18 protein-coding genes are annotated in these 18,958 nt (G+C 67.1%); 6 read left to right on the top strand and 12 right to left on the bottom strand.

Translation table 11 applies throughout. The features are described 5' to 3' along the window. Nucleotides 1–132: 132 nt before the first annotated feature. Nucleotides 133–591 (top strand): MaoC family dehydratase, encoded by a 459-nt coding sequence (locus AC0IYU_RS27250; protein ID WP_472123469.1) that lies wholly within the window; start codon nt 133–135, stop codon nt 589–591. A gap of 42 nt (nt 592–633) precedes the next feature. Further along, entirely contained in the window at nt 634–1,878 is a 1,245-nt protein-coding gene (locus AC0IYU_RS27245) for an acyl-CoA dehydrogenase family protein (protein WP_472123466.1), read from the top strand. A 40-nt stretch (nt 1,879–1,918) separates the two neighbouring features. Here the strand turns inward: AC0IYU_RS27245 and AC0IYU_RS27240 are convergent, their stop codons facing one another. The 6 genes from AC0IYU_RS27240 to AC0IYU_RS27215 form a co-directional block, all read right to left on the bottom strand. Then, nucleotides 1,919–3,580 carry an AMP-binding protein gene (locus AC0IYU_RS27240; RefSeq protein ID WP_472123463.1) on the bottom strand — a complete coding sequence of 554 codons (1,662 nt, stop codon included), beginning with the start codon at nt 3,578–3,580 and terminating at the stop codon, nt 1,919–1,921. A gap of 188 nt (nt 3,581–3,768) precedes the next feature. Next, nucleotides 3,769–4,548: a GntR family transcriptional regulator gene (locus AC0IYU_RS27235; RefSeq protein WP_472123460.1), complete on the bottom strand. Its 780-nt coding sequence runs from the start codon at nt 4,546–4,548 to the stop codon at nt 3,769–3,771. A 102-nt stretch (nt 4,549–4,650) separates the two neighbouring features. Further along, the gene (locus AC0IYU_RS27230; protein ID WP_472123457.1) at nt 4,651–5,472 is read right to left on the bottom strand and encodes an enoyl-CoA hydratase; all 822 of its coding nucleotides are present in this window, start codon (nt 5,470–5,472) and stop codon (nt 4,651–4,653) included. Nucleotides 5,473–5,527: 55 nt separating this feature from the next. Continuing rightward, on the bottom strand, nt 5,528–6,298 hold the full coding sequence (locus AC0IYU_RS27225; protein ID WP_472123454.1) for an SDR family NAD(P)-dependent oxidoreductase: 771 nt from the start codon (nt 6,296–6,298) through the stop codon (nt 5,528–5,530). Nucleotides 6,299–6,313: 15 nt separating this feature from the next. Then, nucleotides 6,314–7,123: an enoyl-CoA hydratase-related protein gene (locus AC0IYU_RS27220; RefSeq protein WP_472123451.1), complete on the bottom strand. Its 810-nt coding sequence runs from the start codon at nt 7,121–7,123 to the stop codon at nt 6,314–6,316. A gap of 40 nt (nt 7,124–7,163) precedes the next feature. Beyond that, nucleotides 7,164–8,348 carry a CaiB/BaiF CoA transferase family protein gene (locus AC0IYU_RS27215; protein WP_472123448.1) on the bottom strand — a complete coding sequence of 395 codons (1,185 nt, stop codon included), beginning with the start codon at nt 8,346–8,348 and terminating at the stop codon, nt 7,164–7,166. Nucleotides 8,349–8,438: 90 nt separating this feature from the next. On the opposite strand from AC0IYU_RS27215, the gene AC0IYU_RS27210 reads away from it, so the two are divergent. Both AC0IYU_RS27210 and AC0IYU_RS27205 read left to right on the top strand, forming a co-directional pair. After that, nucleotides 8,439–9,275, top strand: coding sequence for a VOC family protein (locus AC0IYU_RS27210; protein WP_472123445.1), 837 nt, complete (start codon nt 8,439–8,441; stop codon nt 9,273–9,275). A gap of 18 nt (nt 9,276–9,293) precedes the next feature. Continuing rightward, nucleotides 9,294–10,490, top strand: a complete 1,197-nt coding sequence (locus AC0IYU_RS27205) for an acyl-CoA dehydrogenase family protein (protein ID WP_472123443.1) — start codon at nt 9,294–9,296, stop codon at nt 10,488–10,490. 138 nt (nt 10,491–10,628) lie between these two features. Here the strand turns inward: AC0IYU_RS27205 and AC0IYU_RS27200 are convergent, their stop codons facing one another. Both AC0IYU_RS27200 and AC0IYU_RS27195 read right to left on the bottom strand, forming a co-directional pair. Continuing rightward, a complete protein-coding gene (locus tag AC0IYU_RS27200) occupies nt 10,629–12,290 on the bottom strand; it encodes an FAD-dependent oxidoreductase (protein WP_472123440.1) in 1,662 nt (553 codons plus the stop codon). A gap of 13 nt (nt 12,291–12,303) precedes the next feature. After that, entirely contained in the window at nt 12,304–13,308 is a 1,005-nt protein-coding gene (locus tag AC0IYU_RS27195; protein ID WP_472123437.1) for a Bug family tripartite tricarboxylate transporter substrate binding protein, read from the bottom strand. 92 nt (nt 13,309–13,400) lie between these two features. Here AC0IYU_RS27195 and AC0IYU_RS27190 point away from each other — a divergent pair, with 92 nt between their 5' ends. Then, nucleotides 13,401–14,315, top strand: coding sequence for a LysR family transcriptional regulator (locus tag AC0IYU_RS27190; protein ID WP_472123434.1), 915 nt, complete (start codon nt 13,401–13,403; stop codon nt 14,313–14,315). Between the two features lie 83 nt (nt 14,316–14,398). Here AC0IYU_RS27190 and AC0IYU_RS27185 read toward each other — a convergent pair whose 3' ends face one another. The 4 genes from AC0IYU_RS27185 to metC all read right to left on the bottom strand — a co-directional run bounded on the left by AC0IYU_RS27185 (nt 14,399) and on the right by metC (nt 17,861). Next, a complete protein-coding gene (locus AC0IYU_RS27185) occupies nt 14,399–14,749 on the bottom strand; it encodes a hypothetical protein (RefSeq protein WP_472123431.1) in 351 nt (116 codons plus the stop codon). 526 nt (nt 14,750–15,275) lie between these two features. Continuing rightward, nucleotides 15,276–16,046 carry an amino acid ABC transporter ATP-binding protein gene (locus tag AC0IYU_RS27180; RefSeq protein ID WP_472123428.1) on the bottom strand — a complete coding sequence of 257 codons (771 nt, stop codon included), beginning with the start codon at nt 16,044–16,046 and terminating at the stop codon, nt 15,276–15,278. Beyond that, a complete protein-coding gene (locus tag AC0IYU_RS27175; RefSeq protein WP_472123425.1) occupies nt 16,043–16,693 on the bottom strand; it encodes an amino acid ABC transporter permease in 651 nt (216 codons plus the stop codon). The genes AC0IYU_RS27180 and AC0IYU_RS27175 overlap by 4 nt, the downstream gene beginning before the upstream one ends. A gap of 10 nt (nt 16,694–16,703) precedes the next feature. Next, nucleotides 16,704–17,861 carry a cystathionine beta-lyase gene (gene metC, locus AC0IYU_RS27170; protein WP_472123422.1) on the bottom strand — a complete coding sequence of 386 codons (1,158 nt, stop codon included), beginning with the start codon at nt 17,859–17,861 and terminating at the stop codon, nt 16,704–16,706. A 109-nt stretch (nt 17,862–17,970) separates the two neighbouring features. On the opposite strand from metC, the gene AC0IYU_RS27165 reads away from it, so the two are divergent. Next, nucleotides 17,971–18,924 (top strand): LysR substrate-binding domain-containing protein, encoded by a 954-nt coding sequence (locus AC0IYU_RS27165; RefSeq protein ID WP_472123419.1) that lies wholly within the window; start codon nt 17,971–17,973, stop codon nt 18,922–18,924. The last annotated feature ends 34 nt before the right edge of the window (nt 18,925–18,958 follow it).

Below are 18,958 nucleotides of genomic sequence, written 5' to 3'. Positions count from 1 at the left end.
ATGTTCGGGCACGCGCAGCGCGCGGGCATCAACAAGCCGCATGGGCCCGATGAAAAGCCTGCATGCCGCAAGCCCCTTTCGCGGCCGGCCAGGCGGCACCATTGGCGCATCGCCATTTCAAGCCTTGCCGCCATGCCCTTGCTGAACAAAGACAACCTGCTCGAACACGTCGGGCAATCGATAGGCACGTCGTCGTGGGTGGAGGTGCCGCAGTCGCGCATCGACGCCTTTGCCGACTGCACCGAGGACCGCCAGTGGATCCACATCGACGTGGAGCGCGCCCGGCGCGAAAGCCCCTTCGGCGCGCCCATTGCGCACGGCTTTCTCACGCTGTCGCTGCTCCCCATTACCTCCTACGAACTGCTGGCCGACCTGAAGGCGACGAAGTCGGTCAACTACGGCATGGACAAGCTGCGCTTCATGTCGCCAGTGGCCGCGGGCTCGCGCGTGCGAAACCACATCAAGCTGCTGGCGGCCGAGCCACGCGACGACGGCTGGACGCTCCTTCGCACCGAGAACACGGTGGAGATCGAAGGCCAGGCCAAGCCGGCGCTGGTGGCGGTGTCGCTGGGCCTTTTCTCCTGGGCCTGAGCGGCCGCTATTTTTCAACCCGACGACCGAAACCGAGACACCATGGAATTCGAATACACCCCCAAAGTGCAGGATCTGCGCAAGCGCCTTCTCGCCTTCATGGACGAGCACATCTACCCGAACGAGAAGCGCCGCGAAGAAGAAGCCCACCGCTCCTACCTGAACGCGCAGAACGGTGGCAGCTACACCACGCTGCCGCTGATGGAAGAGCTCAAGCCGAAGGCGCGCGCCGCGGGCCTGTGGAACCTGTTCCTGCCCGAGGCCGGCCACGGCGCGGGGCTGACCAACCTGGAGTACGCGCCGCTGTGCGAGATCATGGGCCGGCGCTACTGGAGCGCGGAGGCCTTCAACTGCAGCGCGCCCGACACCGGCAACACCGAGGTCATTGCGCGCTATGGCTCGCCCGAGCAGCAGGCGCGCTGGCTGCAGCCGCTGCTGGAGGGCGAGATCCGTTCGTCGTTCGCGATGACGGAGCCGGCGGTGGCCTCGTCGGACGCCACCAACATCGAGTGCCGCATTCGCCGCGACGGCAGCGACTACGTGATCGACGGGCGCAAGTGGTACATCACCGGCGCCATGAACGAGCGCTGCAAGCTCTTCATCCTGATGGGCAAGACCGACCCCGACAACGCCGACCGCCACCGGCAGCAGTCGATGATCATCGTGCCGAGCGACACCCCCGGCATCACCGTGGTGCGCGACATGGCACTCATGGGCCACTACGACGCGCCCTTCGGCCACCCCGAGGTGCTGTTCGAGAACGTGCGCGTGCCGGCCTCGAACCTGCTGCTGGGCGAAGGCCGGGGCTTCGAGATCGCGCAGGGCCGCCTCGGGCCGGGGCGAATCCACCACTGCATGCGCATGATCGGCATGGCCGAGTCGGCGCTGGAGATGATGTGCGAGCGCGTGGTCTCGCGCGTGGCCTTCGGCAAGCCGCTGGCCGAGCAGGGCGTGTGGCGCGAGCGCATCGCCAAGGCGCGCATGCTGATCGACCAGACCCGCTGGATGGTGCTCCACGCGGCCTGGCGCATGGACACCGTGGGCAACAAGGTCGCCGCCAAGGAGATCGCGATGATCAAGGTGCTGGCGCCCAACAACTGCGTGCAGGTGATCGACGATGCGATGCAGGCGTTCGGCGCGGCCGGGCTGAGCCAGGACACGCTGCTGACGTCTTTCTACGCCTATGCGCGCCACCTGCGCGTGGCCGACGGGCCCGACGAAGTGCACCGCAACGCGATCGCCAAGCAGGAGCTGGCGAGCTACCGGGTGCCAGTGAACGCACGCTGACCGGAACCTGGCGCGCCGGCGCGCCGTGCGCACCGGCTGCTCAGTTCACGGCCATCGACGTGGCCGGCTCCCGCAGCATGCGGCGCAGCAGCTTGCCGTTCTCCGAAGACGGCAGGCCGTTGCGGAAGATGACGGTGCGCGGCACCTTGTAGTGCGACATATGCTGCAGGCACCACTCGATGATCTTCTGGTCGGCGCGGTCCTTGGTCTGGCCGGCGTGCACGCGGGCCGCGGCCTCGTCCTTGAGCACCACATAGGCCTGCACGGCCTCGCCCCGGTCGGGGTCGGGCAGCCCGACCACCGCCGCCTGGCGCACGTCGGGGTGCATGCCCAGGATGGCCTCGACCTCTTCGGGAAACACGCTGTAGCTCCAGACCTTGATCATTTCCTTGGTGCGCCCGAGGAAGGTGAGGTAACCCTGCGCATCGACCACGCCGACGTCGCCGGTGCGCAGCCAGCCGTCCAGCAGCATGGCCTCGGTGGCTTCACGCTGCAGCCAGTAGCCCTTGTAGCGGATGGGCCCACGCAGCAGGATCTCGCCGCGCTGGCCCGCAGGCAGGTCGCACCCGGTCTCGGGGTCGACGATGCGCAGTTCCACGCCCGGCGCCGGCTTGCCGTTGGTGCCCCACCGGATGGCGTCGGGCGGCATCAGCGTGTCGCAGGTGTGGGTTTCGCTCAGTCCGTAGCCGGCCTCGTACACCAGGCAGCCGTTGGCAAAGCGGCTCCAGCGCGCGGCCAGCGCCTCGGTCAGCGGCACGCCGAAGCTGGTGCCGACCGTGGTGCGCAGCGACGACAGGTCGAAGCTCGCCGCATCGTCGCAGGCCATGGCCGAAGGCAGCGACGGCGCCATCGTGTACCACCACGTGACCCTGAAGGCCTCGATGGCCTGCAGCACGGCGGTGGCGTCGAAGCGGTTGAGCAGCACCACCGTGGCGCCGCAGTACACGGGCAGCGCTAGCCCGGTCATCATTCCGGAGATGTGGTGCAGCGCCACGTCGGCCAGCATGACGTCGTCGGCACCGATGCGAAAGCTGTCGGCGCTCACCGCCGTCTTGAACAGCGAACACTCGTAGCTGATCATCGCGCCCTTGGGCAGTCCGGTGCTGCCCGAGGTGTAGGCCATGAGCGCCACGTCGTCCATGGCGATCGTGTCCGCCGGCTCGAAGCGCCCGGCCTCGGCCAGCGCGTCGGCGAAGTCGATGGCGCCGGCGGGCAGCGGCGGCGCGCTCTCGTGCGGCAGCCGCAGGCAGGCGGGCACGTCCATGGCAAGCGTGGCGGGCAGCATGTCGCCGCTGCGCACGGCGTACAGGTGCGCCACGGTGCGCATCGCGTGCGAGCCGAGCACCACCTTCAGCAGCGCCTCGCCCGCGACGATGGCGCTGGCGTCGAGCTCGCTGAGCTGGTGCTCCAGCTCGTAGGCCTGCGCGTCGGGGTTGCAGGGGCTCACGATGGCGCCCAGCTTCTGCGCGCCGAAGTGCGCAATGAGGTACTGCGGGCAGTTGTGCAGGAACAGCGCCACCACGTCGCCCTGGCCGATGCCGCGCTCGCGCAGGCTTTGCGCGAAGCGGTCGCTCAGGTCGTCGAGCTCGGCCCACGAAATGCGCCGGCCGTACCAGATGACGGCCGCCTTGTCGGGCGTGTTGCGCGCGTGGAGACGCAGATACTCATGCAGCGGCTGCAGGCCGTGGCGGTAGGCGATCATTCTGGGCTTGTCTCCGAGTCGATCTGCTCGTCCGGGTTGCGCCCGTGTCGCGGCGCCCCGGTTTGTTCGCCATCATGCGGCGAAGCGCCAGCAGCGGCAAGGCATGCCCGATGAATATTCGGCATGCGGGTCCATGTTCGCGGTGCATGGTCGTGCGGCATGCAAGGCCGGCGCTGCGGCGCCCCCGCTCAGGCCAGCTGGCTGCTTGCGCGGCGCGTGGCCGTGGTGGCCATGTTGGCTTTCGCCAGCTTCGTGTCTTTCGAGGCCTTGGCTGCCGTACCCCGCTCGGCCGGCTCCGCCTGCGCCTCGTTGCGCTCGCGCAGGTACGCCAGGATGGGCGCCGTGGTGCGGTCGATCTCGTCCTGAATACCGCGCCGCGCCACGTCGCCGTCGTGTTTGCGCAGGCCGCGCAGCACCATCAGGTGCGGGTGCTGCTTGCGTGGCTGGTCGAGCGCGTGGGTCTGCAACGCCTTGAACAGCGGGCCGCATTGCAGCCACAGGCCTTCCACCATGCGAAGCAGCACCGGCATGCCGGCCAGCGCGCACACCTCGATGTGAAAGCGCTCCGACTCGAGCAGCTCGCCGGCCGTGTCGCCGGCCTCGCGCAGCGCGGCCATGCGCTCGTGGATGGCGTCGAGCCGGCGGACGTCCTCGGTGCCTGCGCGCAAGGCCGCGCGCGAAGCCGCCTCGCCTTCGAGCATGAGGCGCAGCGTGCGCACCTCCGCGAAGCGCTCTTCGCTCATCACCGGCACCCGCACCGAATGGTGGCCGACCTGTTCGAGCGCCTGCTCGGAAATCAGCCGCGCCAGCGCCTCGCGCACGGGCGTGGGGCTGATGCCCATCTCGGCCGCGAGGTCGCGCAGCTTGAGCTTTTCGCCCGGGGCGAAGCGGCCGGCCTTGAGGTCGCGGCACAGCCGGTTGTAGGCCTGCGCGTTCAGGCTGTCGCGGGTAAGAAGGTTGTCGTCCATGGCGTGGAGCGGCACGCGGCAGCGTGCACGTTGTTTCTTTGCAAATAGCGTATATGTTATTTCTTTCCGCGGCGAGCCCTGCGATGCCGTGGCCGGCAAACGTCAGCGCCCGGTGAAGGCCGGTGCGCGCTTTTCAAGGAAATGCGCCACACCTTCACGGAAGTCCTCGCTCGCGAACGAGGCCCGCATCTCTTCGTCGGCACGGCGCCAGGCGGTGTCCAGGTCCTGGAACAGGCTGTCGTACACCTGCTGTTTGATGACGCCGATGGAGCGCGGCGAGGCGCTGCGCGTCATCTCGCGTGCCGTGGCCTGCACCTGGGCAAGAAAACCTTCCGCCGGCAGCGGCTTCACCAGGCCCAGCGCGGCTGCCTCCGCCGTCACCAGCGTGCGCGCCGACAGCAGCAGGTCGAGCGCGTTCGTCGGCCCCACCAGCCGCGGCAGCATCCACGAGATGCCGTGCTCGGCGATGAGCCCGCGCTTGGCGAAGGCGGTGGTCAGCTTCTGTCCCTCGGCCATGTAGCGGAAGTCGCAGAACACCGCCATGCACAGGCCGATGCCGGCAATGGGCCCGTTGATGGCCGCGAACACCGGCTTGCGCACGCGCAGCAGGTAGCTGAAGCGCCAGGCGTAGTTGGCCTCGATGCCGGTGCCGGCGCCCGGCGCCGGGGCGGATTCGGTCGTGTCCTGCGATGCCGCGCCGGCGGCACCCGCCTCCAGGATGTCCATGTCCGCCCCCGCGCAAAAGCCCCGCCCCGCGCCGGTCACCACGATGGCGCGCACTGCTTCGTCGGCCTGCGCCGCCTCCACGGCCTGGCGAAACTCGCTTTCCATTCGGTGGGTCCAGGCGTTGAGCCGCTCGGGGCGGTTCAGCGTCAGGGTGAGCACGTGCCCGTCGATGGCGGTGGTGATGTCCTGGTAGCTCATGGATGCGTGTCCTCTGCTTTTTTCTTCAGTGCAATTGCCGTGCGTACTTTGGCCTTCAGGCCTCGCCGCCGATGGTGGCGCCGCCGTCGATCACGAGCGTGGTGCCGGTGATGAAGCGCCCCGCGTCCGAGCCCAGCAGCAGCGCCGCCCCGGCAATGTCCTCGGGGTCGCCGATGGCGTTCAGCGGGCTCGACGCGAGCGCGGCGGCCAGGGTCTGCGGGTTGTCCCACAGCGCCTTCGCAAAGTCGGTCTTGATGAGTCCGGGCGCAATGCAGTTGGTGCGAACGCCCTGCTTGCCCCACTCCAGCGCAAGGTTGCGCGCCAGCTGCATGTCGGCCGCCTTGGAGATGGCGTACGCGCCGAGCACGCGCGAGCCGGTCAACCCTGCAATCGAGCTGATGATGACGATCGAGCCGCCGCCTCGCTCGGCCATGCCGGGCGCCACGCGGTTCACCAGCCACAGGTTGGAGCGGATGTTCACATCCATCACCTTGGAGAAGGCCTCGTCGCTGATGCCCAGCATCGGGCCGTAGTACGGGTTGACGGCCGCGTTGCACACCAGCACGTCGACGGTCCCGTAGACCTCCTCGGTGCGCTCGACCAGCGCGGCCACCTGCTCCTTGTTCGAAATGTTGCAGGGCACGGCAGCAGCCTCCAGCCCCTCGCCGCGCAGCTGTGCCACCACCGCCTCGCAGGCGTCGGCCTTGCGGCTGGTGACAATCACGCGGGCGCCCGCGCGGGCATAGGCGATGGCAATGGCGCGGCCGATGCCGCGCGACGAGCCGGTGACGATGGCGGTCTTGCCCTTGAGAGAAAAGCGGTCCATTCGGGGGTGCTCCGTTCAGCGGTTGACGAACTTGGGGGCGCGCTTTTCCACGAACGCGCGCGCTGCTTCCTGGTGGTCTTCGGTCATGCCGCAGCGAATGTGGCGGATGGCCTCGTGGTCCAGTGCCTGCGCCAGCGTGGCGCCCTGCTCCGCCGCGTTGAGGTTGGCCTTGATGTGGCCCAGCGTGATCGACGGGCCGTCGGCCAGTTGACGCGCCAGCGCGCGGCCTTCGGCATCGAGCTCGGCGTCGGGCACCACCCGCGTCACCAGGCCCAGCTGAAGCGCTTCGTCGGCCTTGAGCACCGGCGACAGCAGCGCGAAAGCGCGCGCCCGTGGGCCCAGCAGCTTGGTCAGGAAGTAGGTGCTGCCGAAATCCCCCGACAGCCCGACCTTGGCAAAGGCCGAGGTGAGCTTGACGGTGTCGCTGGCCAGCAGCAGGTCGCAGGCCAGCGCCAGCGACAACCCCGCGCCGGCGACCGCGCCGCGCGCCACGGCGATGGTCGGCTTGGCCATTTCGTGCAGCAGGCGCGCGCACTCCATGTGCTCGCGCAGCTGCAGCGTGCGCGACTCGAGCGTATGGCGGCTGGCGTCATCGTCGGCCATGGCCTTCACGTCGCCGCCCGCGCAGAAGCCGCGGCCCGCGCCGGTGAGCACCACCGCGCGCACACGGGTGTCGACGGCCGCGCGGCGCAGCGCCGCAAGCAGCGCCTCGGTCATCGGCACGGTCAGCGCGTTCAGCCGCTCGGGCCGATTCAGCGTGAGCGTGAGCACGCCGTGGTCGAAGTGCTCTACGAGTTCGTCGAAGTGCTGGGTGGAAGTCGTCATCCGCTTGTCTCCTGCAAAGGTTGTCGTGGAAATCTCGAAGTCAAAGCGCACCCGAGGCGCGCAGGGCGTCGACGCGCGCGTGCGCATAGCCGAGCCATTGCGCAAGCACCTCGCCGCTGTGCGCGCCCACGTCGGGCATGGCGCCGCGAATGGACAGCGGCGTGTCCGACAGGTGAATGGTCACGCCCTGCACCGGCACCGCGGTGTCGCCGAAGGCGATGTCGGCAATGGCGCCGCGGTGGCGCAGCTGCGGGTTGTCGACCACCTCGTCGACGGTCGCGATCTTGGCGCAGGGCACGCCTTCGGCCTCCAGGCGCGCGACGATGTCGTCGGCGTCGTGCGCGCGCATCCATTCGGCGACGATGCCCTCGACCGCGTCGCGGTGTTCGAGGCGCAACGCCATGGAGGCGAAGCGCGGGTCGTCCAGCAGCGCGGGCTGCTTCATGGCGCGCACCACGCGCGGAAACATGTTGTCGTCGCCGCCCACCATCAGCACATAGCGGGCGTCGCCGGTGGCGAAGGTGTTGGAGGGGGCTACAAAGCGGTCCCGGCTGCCCACGCGCGTCATGGTGGTGCCGAAGAGCTTCTGCTGCGGGATGGCCGTCATCAGCATCGAGGTGGCGCTTTCCAGCAGCGACACGTCCACCAGCTGGCCCTTGCCCGAGGCATGGCGCGCATTCAGCGCGGCCAGGATGCCGAGCGCGGCGTACATGCCGGTGGTGTAGTCGCACATGAACGAGCCGATCATGGTGGGCGGGCCGTCTTGCGCGCCGGTCATGTCCATGAGCCCGCTCATGGCCTGTGCCACGCCGTCGAAGCACTGCTTGCCGGCCAGCGGCCCGTCCTGCCCGAAGCCGGAGATGCGCGCCATGACCAGCCGGGGGTTGAGCTTGTGCACCGCGTCCCAGCCCAGGCCCATGCGCTCCATGGTGCCGGGGCGAAAGTTTTCCACCAGCACGTCGGCCTGCGCCACCAGCTCGTGCAGCACCCGCAGGCCGTCTGCATGGCGCAGGTCGATGGCCAGGCTCTTCTTGTTGCGGTTGACCACGAAGGTGTACAGGCTCTGGCCGTTCACGGCGGGCAGCGCGCGCCGCGCGTACTCGCCCTCGCCGGGCGGTTCGATCTTGACCACCTCGGCGCCCATGTCGCCGAGCATCATGGCGCAGTAGGGCCCGGCGATGAAGCGCGAGAGATCGAGCACGCGCACTCCGGCAAGCGATGTCATGGGTCGGCCTTGTCTCTTTGATTTCGTAATTTGTTATATCATATTCAAAATTAAACGAATTCGGCAACCCATGAATTCAAGGAGACACGCTTGACGACGACCACATCCGCGCCCGGGGCCCGCCCTGCGCACTACCTCCGCCTGCGCCAGCTTTGCCTGGTTGCACGCGAACTCGCCCCGGTGGAGGAAGACCTGTGCGCCGTGTTCGGCGTGCGCGTGTGCCACCGCGACCCCGAGGTGGGCCAGTTCGGCCTGCACAACGCGCTCATGCCCTTCGGCACCAGCTTCGTCGAGGTGGTGGCACCGCTGCAAGCGGGCACCGCGGCGGGCCGCTACCTGGAGCGGCGCGGGGGCGACGGCGGCTACATGGTGATCCTCGACAGCGAATCGCTGCCGCGCTGGCGCGCCCACGTGGCGCGCATCGGCGTGCGCATTGCCGCGCCGCTGGCCCTGGGCGACTACGAGGGCATGCAGTTGCACCCGCGCGACACCGGCGGTGCGCTGCTCGAGATCAATACCACCCGCAACGGCGCGGACCTGCACGGCCCCTACTGGCCCGCCGGCCCGCACTGGCCCGATGCCGTGTCCGACGCACGGGTGCGCGGCATCGCGGGCGCGGTGCTGCAGGGCGACGCCCCCGAGACATTGGCCGAGCGCTGGGGCCGCATCCTGGAGCGCACCGTGCGCCACGGCACACAAGACAGCGAACCCACGGCAGACCCGTTTCTGCCACTCGACAACGCCACGCTGCAGTTCATGCCGCAGCACGACGGCCGGGGCGAAGGGCTGTACGGCATCGTCGTCGATGTGCAGGACGCGCAGGCCGCAAGCGCCATCCACGCCACCGCGCGCGAGCGCGGCCTGAAGACCGACGCCGCGGGCGTGCACGTGGGCGGCGTGCATTTCATGCTGCGCACCCACCACTGAGCCCGAGAGGAAAAATTCATGGACCTGGCTTTCAGCGCCGAAGAGCGCGCCTTCGCCGACGAGGTGCGCGCCTTCATCAAGACCCACCTGCCGCGCGACATTTCACGGCGCGTGGCGCACGACCTGCACCTGCACCGCGAGGACTTCATGCGCTGGCAGCAGATCCTCGGGCGGCGCGGCTGGCACGCCTACACCTGGCCAGTGTCGCAAGGCGGGCCGGGGTGGAGCGCTACGCAGCGCTACATCTTCGAGACCATCAGCGCGGAGCTCGACTGCCCCACCATCCAGCCCTTCGGGCCGCGCATGGTGGGCCCGGTGATCTTCAACTTCGGCAACGAGGCGCAGAAGGCCCAGCATCTGCCAGGCATTCGCGACTCGACCACATGGTGGTGCCAGGGCTATTCGGAGCCGGCCTCGGGCTCCGACCTGGCTTCGCTGGCCACGCGCGCCGAAGACCGCGGCGACCACTACCTGGTGAACGGCCAGAAGATCTGGACCTCGTACGCGCACTACGCCGACTGGATGTTCTGCCTGGTGCGCACCAGCCGCAACGCCAAGGCGCAGCACGGCATCTCGTTCGTGCTCATCGACATGAAGTCGCCCGGCATCGTGGTGCAGCCGATTCCCATGCTCGAGGGCACGCACTCGTTCAACGCCGTGTTCCTCACCGACGTGAAGGTGCCAAAGGCCAACCTGGTGGGCGAAGAAGGCCAGGGCTGGAGCTACGCCAAGTTCCTGCTGGAACACGAGCGCGTGGAAAACTCCAACATCGGCTTCTCGACCTTCGCCATGCGGCGTCTGCACCGCGTCGCATCGAGCGTGACGCAGCGCGGCAAGCCGCTGATGGAAGACCCTGTGTTCCGTGCCAAGGTGTCGGGCGTCGAAGCGCAGCTGAAGGCGCTCGAAGTGACCACGCTGCGTGCACTGTCCAGCATGGGCAACGGCAGTTCGCCGGGCGCGGGCCTGGCGTCGGCATTGAAGATCCGCGGCACGGAAATCGGCCAGCGCATCACCGAGCTCATCTTCGAGGCTGCGGGCCCCGAAGGCCAGGTGCTGGACCCCGCCCTCATGCGCGGCGAAGGCGAGCTCGACGGCATCGAGGCCAGCGTGCAGGGCGCGGCGCCCAACTATTTCTGGCGCCGCGCGATGTCGATCTACGGCGGAAGCAACGAGATCCAGCGCAACATCATCGCGAAGCGCGAGTTGGGGCTCTAGGTGATCGCCGACGAACACGTCGATAGGCGCTCCTGTCGCGATCGTGAGCTCCGCGGGGGCGGTTTTCAGCCGTACTCCGAAACATGGGGCGTGATCGCGCAGACCCCGTCGCACGTGCCGTGGGTTGCCATCTCAGAATCAGGTCGACAGCGCAGCCAGCACGCGCCCGCACAGTTTCGCGACCAGCGACTCGGGCTGCGAAGGCAGCTTGTCGCCACGCCACACGACGTGCTGATCCGCTCGGCAGAGCACCAGCTTGTGGACGTACGCGGCGGGCAGCGTCTCGGTTGTCACGTCGATCAAGGCGAGCGGCATCCCCGCGCCTCGGGCTGCGGCTTGCAGCGCGTCGACGTCGACCGTCGGGTCACTCCGAAGCAGTGTGTAGCCAGCACCGAAGGCATCGTAGAGCGAGCGCCCGTCGGCCAGCCAGAAATGCGGCGCGCGGCACCCTGGAACGGTCGAGGGCGTGAAGCTTCCCATCGCATAGCCTGGTGGCTGCTCTTCGTCGGTGGCGATGATGGGCGAACCGGTGTAGTAGTAGCCAAAGTTCAGTCCGGCACAGCAGAACTGCTGCACGTTGAGCTCGTAGGCTTCGCGTCCCAACTCTGCGCGCAGTGCGTCGCCTGCGGGTCCAGGTGCCTCGATGTCCTGCGGCACCGCGCGGCGAGCACGGATCATCTTCTGCGCATGGTCCATGGCAAACCGTGACACCTGCTCGGTGATCGGTCGGCGCTCGGCCTCGTAGGCGTCGAGAATGGCTTCGTCCGCCCAGCCTTGAACTGCCGCGGCCATCAGCCAGCCCAGATTGATGGCGTCTGCGATGCCGGCATTCATGCCATACCCTGCGTAGGGAACCCACAGGTGCGCCGCATCGCCCGCGAGGAACACGCGCCCCTCGCGGAAGCGGTCAGCCACGAGACGCCGTCCGACCCAGTCTTCCTTGCTGATCACTTCGTAGCTGAAGTCGTCACCGACGCCGAGAATCTCACGGATCGATCGGTCGCGATCGACCGAATCGAACTCGGGCTCGTCGGCGTTGAGATGGTTGTGCACCAGCCAGGTGTCCTGCCCGTCGATTGCGAACATGGTGCCGCATCGCCGCGGATTCATCGAATAGTAGGACCATGCCGGCTTGCCCGGCAGCAGCGCGCGCAGCTGCGGAGCCCGGATGCAGGTCGATTGCACACGCTGGATCACGGGTGTGCCTTCCAGCTTTGCGCCCATCTGCTTGCGCACCCCCGAGCTGCCGCCATCGCATCCGGCCAGGTAGCGACTGTGCACGGTGCGGGTCGCACCCGTGTCGAGATCAACCAGGGCAGCCGTCACGCCCTGGTCGTCCTGAGCGAAAGATGTGACCTGCGTGCGATTGAGCAGCGTCACGCCAGGCAGCGCCGCCGCATGCTCGAGCAGGATCGGCTCGAGATATATCTGATTGATGCGATGCGGCGGCTCCGAGGTCGGCCACCAGCCGTCGGGGCCTTCGGTTTCGGTGTAGCGGTCGCGCCGGCAGGGGATCGGAATTCGCGTCAATTCAAGGCCGGTGGCGCTGGTGCGAAATACGACATCGTTCGGGTAGTCCGCCGGCAGACCCGCGTCGCGCAGCTTCTGCGCAACGCCGAGCCTGCGGAACTGCTCCATGGTGCGTGACGCGACGTGGTTGCACTTCACGTTGGGCGGCTCCGCGTAGTGGCGAATCTCGGCGATGACCACACGCACGCCGCGGGAAGCCAGGTCCATCGCCAGAGTGAGGCCCACGGGGCCAGCACCCACGATCAACACGTCGGTATTCAATGTTTCCATGTCCAGGGTGTCCTCAATCGAGCTTGATGTGGGCGGTGCGGATGACCTTGGCCCATTTCGTGGTTTCCGACGCTATGTAGGCGCCGAAGGCGGCAGGCGTGCCCGGCGACGGCTCCACGCCAAGGTTGCGCATGGCAGCCTGTATCTGCGGGTCGGACAGCGCGGCGTTGAGCTCGGCGTTGAGCCGCGCCACGATGGCATCGGGCGTGCCCGCGGGCGCGACCAAGCCGAACCAGCCGGTCGAGTCGTACCCTGACAGGCCGGACTCCGACACGGTCGGCACGTCGGGCAGCATCGGCAGGCGCTGCGGGCTGGTCACGGCATAGGCGATCAGCTTGCCGGCCTTGATCTGCTGGAGAGCGGAAGGCAGGTCAACCATCGCCAGCGGAATCTGGCCACCCAGCGTGTCGAGCGCGGCAGGCCCGGAGCCGCGGTAAGGCACCTCGATGAATCGCGCGTCTGGCATCTGGCCGAACAGCGCAACCGACAGATGCATGGCTGTGCCGTTGCCGCCATGCCCGATGGACAACTTGCCCGGCTCCTTGCGTGCGAGAGCGATCAGTTCGGACTGCGTGCGCGCCGTCATCGAAGGGTGACCGATGAGGACGAACGGAATGGCGGCCACCATGCCGACCGGCTTGAAGTCCTTCGCCGGGTCGAAGGGCATCTGCGCATAGAGGCTTACGTTGGCCGACAGTCCGCCTGCAGCGCCCAGGCCGAGGGTGTAGCCGTCACCTGGTGATTTGGCAACCAGCGACAAGCCGACGTTGCCGCCAGCGCCCGGACGGTTGTCGACGATCACTGGTTGGCCCAGTTTCTCGTTGAGGCGGGGCGTGAGCATCCGTACAACCGCGTCGGTGCTGCCACCCGGCGGAAAGGTCACGACCACGCGGATCGGCTTCGCCGGAAAGGCCGTGGGCGCCTGCGCCGCAGCGGGACCGGCGACCCAGGGCGCAAACAGGGCGGCGACCAGAAGCGCGGCAAAGAGCCCTGTGCGGCGACGTTGGAAGTGATGCATGCGATGTCTCCTTGCTTGTAGTTGCACCTATTGAACACCGCAGCGATTCATTCGTAAATCAACAAATTCAGAAGCAAATATGATGTTCTCTGATGAATCCGACCTTCACCCCCAGCATTCGACAGCTGCGCGCTTTCGTGGAGGTGCATCGCCTGCGCAAGCTGAGCGCCGCTGCGGAAAGGCTCTTTGTGACTCAGTCTGCCGTGAGCATGCTGATCCGCCAGCTCGAGGAAGGGCTGGGCACCCGGCTGTTCGATCGGACGACGCGCTCGCTGCAGCCGACCGCCGCGGCGGCCGACATGCTCCCGATAGCGGAGCGCATCTTGCGCGATGTCGACGCGCTGTCCGGTGGCTTTCGCGAGCTGTCGACGCTCAAGCGCGGGCGCATCTGCGTGGCGATTACACCGACCCTGGCGTCATTCCTGATGCCCTCCGCGATCCGCAGCTTCATGCAGAGCCATCCGCAGGTGCGCATCGTCGTCGACGACTGTGCACCCGATCAGTTCATCGCGCGGATCATCGCCGAGCAGGTCGACTTCGGCATCGGCACGCCGGAGCGGCCAGGTGCCGAAGTCGAGACGCAGACCCTCTTGCGCGATCACCTGGCGTTGGTTTGCCTACGGGATCATCCGCTGGCGCAGGCCCGCGCGGTGCGCTGGGCGGACCTGGCAAATCACCAAGTCATCACGGTACGGCCCGGCTATGGCATTCGTCCTTTGATCGACGCCACCGCGGCGCGCGCCGGCGTCGAGTTGAAGGTGATGAACGAAGTGTCGTTCCTGTCGACAGCGCTGTGGATGACGGCCAGCGGCATGGGCGCGTCGATCATGCCCTCGGCCTACGCGATGGCCGCGAGCGACGACTCGCTCGTGATCCGCCCGATCAGCGCGCCGCGCGTGTCGCGCGACGTCTTTGTGGTCCAAAAGCGGGGCCGTTCGCTGTCGGCCGCCAGCGAAAGCTTCATTGCGACGCTTCGTCGGGTCCGCTCCAAGGAAGGTCTCATATAGGCGTCGGCGCGCGTGGCCCAGCAAGATGCTTCGACTGCGCGCCCCGAAGAGATGCTTGCGGAGGACTCTCGGCACCCGGCTCCCTAAGCTGGAAGCGGCTGCCCTCGAGTCGCCGCAACCTCGTGAAGCCTGAACCGAAAGGTCTGCTCCAGGGGATTGCTGAGCCACGACCGTCCAGCGCTTTGTGCCGTGCCATGTGCCTTTTGCCATCTGAGCGAACGCTCGGAGTCGGCATGCGAACAGCCGTCTCGATCCGGGCTGTCTTCCAGTTGCCAGGCGCTGAAACATGCGATCAGCTCGGCCGCGTCGGGAAACGCTTCCTCCAGATGCCCCACATAAACACTGGTGGCCACCATCGTGTCTTGCAGGGTCGGACGTGCCCCTTCAATCGTTGCGGAGAAGACGCGTCCGCTGCCAGTCTGAATATTGCGCATCACGCTGCCCTTGCACTTCCGGTCATGCACATCGACTAGGGACGGTGTGCGATAGAAGGTGAGATGCCGCTCGAAATGAGAATCGAGGTACGAACACGGTGCTCATGAAAACGGCATAGACCGTCAATAAGCAGCATCTCGGAGCTGACCCTAGTTGTTTCAGCTTGTTGCAAATGTAGGTGAAAACGCCTCAAAGCCCTAATTGTCGAAAACGAGACCTTGAAACGCTACCGGTCGCGCCCGCCACTTCGGACTTCGCACAGGACCGAACCCGACTTCAGAACCAAGGCCGTCCTAGATGGGAGGCTCAATGAGATGGCTCAGGTCGAGCGCCGGCCCCGCAGGGTCGCAGGCCCCGCCTTCCCGCAAGGCTTCATTGGCGATGCCTCGAATTCGTGAGCCGTACTCCTTCGCCGTCGACAGCACGACGGCAAGCCCTACAGCCCGTTGAAAGAAGCCATGCTCGAGGCGGCAGGCGCGCGCTCGCCGAACGGGCCTGGAAGTGGAAGCAGCACGTCCGCCGCGCTCAGTCCCGAATGAGGCCCAGGAAATCCTTCGCGCGCTGACTCGCGGCCGGCCCGAAGAAGTGATCGGGCGATGCGTCCTCCACGATCACGCCGCCTTCCATGAACACGATGCGGTCGGCGACGTCTTTCGCGAAGCGCGTCTCGTGGGTGACGACCAGCATGGTCATGCCCTTGTCGGCAAGGTCGCGCATCACCTTGAGCACTTCGCCGCGCAGTTCGGGGTCCAGCGCGGAGGTCGGCTCATCGAAAAGAATGACCTCGGGGTTCATGGCAAGCGCGCGTGCGATGGCCACGCGCTGCTTCTGCCCACCCGAGAGGCGGCCCGGGTATTCATCGGCCTTCTCCAGCAGGCCCACCTGGGCCAGCAGCTCGCGTCCGCGCGGCAGGGCCACCGCCTTGCGGATGCCCTGCACCGACACCATGCCTTCGATCACGTTCTCCACGGCCGTCATGTGCGCGAAGAGGTTGAACGACTGGAACACCATGGCGGTCTTCTTGCGGATGTCGCGCATCTTGCGGCGTGTGTCGCTCGAAGGCTTCGGCCCCGCATCGGCGATCTCGATGCCGCACATGCGGACCGTTCCGCGGTCGGGCATCTCCAGGAAGTTGAGCGAGCGGATCAGCGTGGTCTTGCCCGAGCCCGAAGGGCCCATGATGACCACGACCTCGCCGCGCGCCACCGTGAGGTCGATCTGCCGGAGCACGTGGTTCGCGCCGAAGCTCTTGGCCAGGCCCTCGACGTGCACTGGAGGAATATGGGATTCGGTCATGCGTAGCGCTTCGAGAGGTGGCTTTCGAGCCAGGTCTGCAGGATGGTGAGCACCTGGTTGATGAACCAGTAGATGGCACCGACGATGAGGAACATCTCCATGTAGCGGAAGGTCGTGGCGCCCATCTGCTCGGCCACGCGGGTGAGCTCCACCACCGTGACGGTCGACGCGAGCGACGTGTCCTTCATCAGCCCGATGAGCCGGCTGCCCACCGGGGGCAGCGCGATGCGGAAGGCCTGGGGCAGCACGATGCGAAACAGCGTCTTCCAGTAGCCCATGCCCATGGCCCAGGCGGCCTCCCACTGGCCCTTGTCCACAGCCATGATGCCGGAGCGGAAGTTCTCGCTCAGGTAGGCGGCGGCGAACAGGCTCAGCGCGAGCAGCGCCGAGGGAATCGGCGAGATCACGATGCCGTAGCTCGGCAGGCCGAAATAGATCAGCAGGATCTGTATCAGGAGCGGCGTGCCACGAAAGACCGACACGTACGAAAAGGCGAACCAACGCAACGGCCGAAATGGCGAGATCCGCGCCAGCGCCACCAGCAGCCCCAGCACGCTACCGAAAAAGAACGCCGAAAAACCCAGGCCGAGCGTGACAAGCACCGCCTTCTCGAGCAAGGGCAGCGCCCTCAAGAACAGATCGAGCATCGTGGTCTCCTCAGCGCGTGGGCAGCAACGCGCTGTAACCCGCCAGGCCGGCCTTCAGGTCGGCGATCAGGTCGTCGGTCGCTTCCAGCCCGATCGACAGGCGAATCACCGGCTGGTCGGTGGCAGGAAACACGCGCTCGGCCTGCAGCGCCGCGGGATAGTAGGCCGCCAGGCTGTGCACGCCGCCCCAGCTCGCGCCGATGACGAACTGCCTGAGCGAATCGAAGAAGCCATGGAAGGCACGCTCGGGCCCCGGCTTGAGCACCAGCGAGAAGAGGCAGCCGTTGGTGCGGAAGTCGCGCTTCCACAGCGCGTGGCCCGGGTCCGACTCCAGCGGCGGGTACAGCAGGCGCTCGACCTCGGGTTGATCTGCCAGCCACCGCGCCACGCGCAGCGTCGACGCACTCTGGGCTTCGAGCCGCAGCTTGAGGGTCTCCAGGCCGCGCAGCACCAGGAAGCAATCGTCCGGGCTCACCTGCTGGCCCAGGATGCTCTGCGTCTCGCGCAGCACCTCGTAGTGCGCATGGTCGTTCATGCTGATGCTGCCCATCAGCAGGTCGGAGTGGCCGCCGAAGAACTTGGTGGCGGCCTCGATGCTGAAGTCCACGCCGTGCTCCAGCGGCCGGAAGCCGAGCGGGCTGGCCCAGGTGTTGTCCATCATCGTGAGCACGCCGCGCCGGCGTGCCACCGCCGCGATGGCGGGCGTGTCCTGCATCTCCATGGTCACGGTGCCGGGCGACTCCATGCAGATCATCCGGGTGTTCGGCCGGATCAGCGATTCGATCTCCGCGCCGATGGCCGCCGGATAGAACTCCACCTCGACGTTCATGCCGGCCAGCCACTTCTGCGCGAAGGTCTTGAGCGCGCCGTAGCAGGCGGCTGACACCAGCAGGTGATCGCCGCCGCGCAGGAAGGCCATCACCGTGGTCATCAGCGCGGACTGGCCCGAGGGCGTGACGACGCAGTGACGGCCGCCTTCGAGCGCCGCGATCTTCTTCTCCAGGCCCCGCGCCGTCGGCGTGCCGGTGATGCCGTAGCTGAAGCCGTCGGGCTGCCGGCTCTTGCGTTGCACGAAGTCGTCGAAGGTCTTGAAGACGACGGTCGATCCACGCACCACGGGGGGTGACAGGCTCTCGAACTGGTCATTAGTTGAGGCAATTGATTGCATTTATGCTATTCGTCCAGGTTAGGTTGTCTTGGCGATGCGTTGAAGTATTTGTCAGGCGTCCTGTCAACTCAACAGCGTGGATGACTCGCTCAATAAGCGGAGGTTATGGATGGAAAAGCGCGACATCGAGGTCTTTCGCGCCGTGATGCGCGCCGGCACCACCAGCCAGGCCGCGAACCTGCTGGGCGTGTCGCAGCCGGCGGTGAGCCAGTCGCTGCGCAAGTTCGAACTGGCCTGCGAGTTGCGCCTGTTCGAGCGGGTGCGCGGGCGCCTGGTGCCGACGCAGGAGGCGGTGGCGCTGATGGTCGAGGTCGACCGCTATTTCACGGGCCTCGAGATGATCGAGCACCGCATTCGCAGCCTCAAGTCTTTCGGCCTCGGGCGCCTGGCCATCGGCTCGCTGCCTGCGCTGGGCACCGGCTTCATGCCGCGGGCCATTGCGGCGTTCGGGCTCGAGCAGCGACAGATCCAGTTGTCGTTCCAGGTCATGAGCTCGCGCGAGGTGTACCAGCAGGTGTCCGCCGGCCAGCTCGATTTCGGCTTGATGGCCGAGGAACTGTCGGTCACCGGCCTCGAGCACTCCCCCTTCGCGGCCGTGTACGGCGTGATCGTCATGAACGCGAAGCACCCGCTGGCGCGAAAGAAGATCCTCGACGCGAACGACCTGGCAAGCCACCCGTTCATCGCGCTCAATCCGGAAGATGTCGGGCGGCGCGCGCTCGACGAGGCGCTGGCGGCCGAGGGCAGGAGCTTGCGGCCGGTGATCGAGACGCCCTACTCCAACTCGGTGTGCGAGTTCGCGCTGCAAGGCGTCGGCATGGGCATGGCCCACCCGGTGATGGCGCTCGACTATGTCTCGCGCGGGTTGCTGCTCAAGCCGATGACGTTCGACATTCCATCGACGTCGCTGCTCGTCTTCAGGCCGGGCGTGCCGCTGTCCGACAACGCGAAGGAACTGCTGCGCGTCATGCGCATCCAACTCGACGCAGACCTCAAGCGCGTGCGGGAGGCCGTGGGTGGCGCGGCCGTCTCGGTTCCGCGGAAGGCACCTAAACGGGGATAGTAGTTTCCCTGATTGGTGCATAAGCTGCGCTTAT

This window comes from Variovorax sp. AC103, from assembly GCF_979254005.1.
The sequence above is the reverse complement of the archived record's forward strand: the minus strand, read 5'-3'. Positions and strand labels throughout refer to the sequence as shown.